General features: G+C 53.5%; 1 protein-coding gene and 1 pseudogene. One reads left to right on the top strand and one right to left on the bottom strand.

The window, feature by feature from the left end; genetic code table 11:
• Positions 1-945 (bottom strand): annotated as a pseudogene (locus ACXJ5O_RS26020) (PAS domain-containing sensor histidine kinase); the annotation flags it as partial.
• 285 nt (positions 946-1,230) lie between these two features.
• On the opposite strand from ACXJ5O_RS26020, the gene ACXJ5O_RS26015 reads away from it, so the two are divergent.
• Positions 1,231-1,702, top strand: a 472-nt coding sequence (locus ACXJ5O_RS26015) for an aldo/keto reductase (RefSeq protein ID WP_457302431.1), incomplete at its 3' end; no start/stop codon positions are given.

The raw sequence follows: 1,702 nt of genomic DNA, 5'->3' as shown, positions 1-1,702 counted from the left end.
CGATAGGAGCAGCGTCAGGGTCAGGCCGAAATACAGCAGCGCAAAAAGGATCTGCGTGGGGACCCCGTCGCCGGCGGATGCTCGCTCGTCAGCGGTTCGTTTCTCCATCAATCGGCTCGAACTAAGGATGTCCGCATCGACGGGCCTGACGGTATAAAGAAACAGACCCGGTATTTCTCGCATCATGATGACTGCACTGAGAAGATTGGTTTGTTCTGGCGGAATCAGCACAGGTTTGCCGTCCGATGCAGTCTCCAATACCGACCTTGCTACTGCAGGTATGGCGATGTCGGTCTTGATGTCGGCGCGTACAGCGGTCTCACCATTCGATCTGACAAGTGATGCAGCAAGAAGCCCCCGCCCCAGCGCCTGTTGGGTGAGCAAACGGGTAAAGCCGCTGCGATCGAGATTATAAAGCGTGCGCTGGCCATCGAGGTCATTGACCATTTCCAGCGTTGTGCCCTGCAAATTGCGCGCGCTTTCCTGAATGTAGGAATTGGCGAGACTGATCGACGAATTGACGATGGTCGTACTCCGCATCTCGAACCAGCGGTCAAGTCCGAGATCGAGTGTAATGGACGCGACAATAGCGACGATCATTGCAGGCACGGCGGCGACGAGCGAAAACAACACGATTAAACGCACATGCAGGCGAGATGCGGCTTTCCCGCGTGTTCTGGCGCGAGCAATACGGTAGGCTTCGCGTCCAATAAGCATCATGAGCGCCGCGATGAGAGCCGCATTGATACTTGTAAGCAACAACGTAGTCTGGCTGTCCGGGTGGATCGGCGTCATTCCGGTCAGGATCAGAAAAGTGACGCCCGTCGTAAGGAGCGCGAGAACAACCGTGGCAATTCCGGCCCTTGAATAAAACTTTTGTATGCCGCCGCTCGTTGCGCCAGCTGCCGAATTTCCAGATAGGTTGACCGAATTCGATAAGAGCATTGCTGTCGTGATTCCCAACACGTGGCACTCATGCAACACATTGTGGCGGAAATGCAACGTTTTGTCTCGGTTCAACACGGAATATTCAACACTCACCCACAATTGCAGGATCCGTGTCGGGACTAACCTGTCGTCAATTTGTCGTTACAGGTTCACATCGCCATTTCAAAATTAACAAAACGGCTTACGACTGTCGGAGACATCGTCCATTTGCCGCGTTGGCAAGCGCCGCCTGTAACAGGCTCCAACGTTCGTGCTTAGACTTTCTAAATATGGAGAATTGAGATGGAATATGTACGTTTCGGAAACACTGGCTTGCAAGTCTCGCGTATATGTCTCGGGTGCATGAGCTACGGTGAGCCTGATCGTGGCAGCCATGCTTGGACGCTTTCAGAAGAAAAAAGCCGGCCATTCATCAAGCAGGCGCTGGAACTTGGTATAAATTTTTTCGACACGGCAAACGTTTATTCAGACGGCTCGAGCGAGGAGATTGTGGGCCGTGCGCTCAATGATTTCAGTACGCGCGAAGAAGTTGTTATCGCCACAAAAGTGAACAGCCGGATGCGCCAAGGGCCGAATGGCGCAGGCCTTTCCCGCAAAGCCATCTTCGCGGAAATCGATGCGAGCTTGCGGCGCCTCGGCACTGACTATGTCGACCTCTACCAGATCCATCGCTTTGACTACGAAACGCCTATCGAAGAGACATTGGAAGCTCTCCATGAAGTCGTGAAGTCCGGCAAGGCGAGGTATATTGGGG

The organism is Phyllobacterium sp. P5_D12 (assembly GCF_054049495.1).
This window is presented reverse-complemented; position numbering and strand designations above follow the sequence as displayed.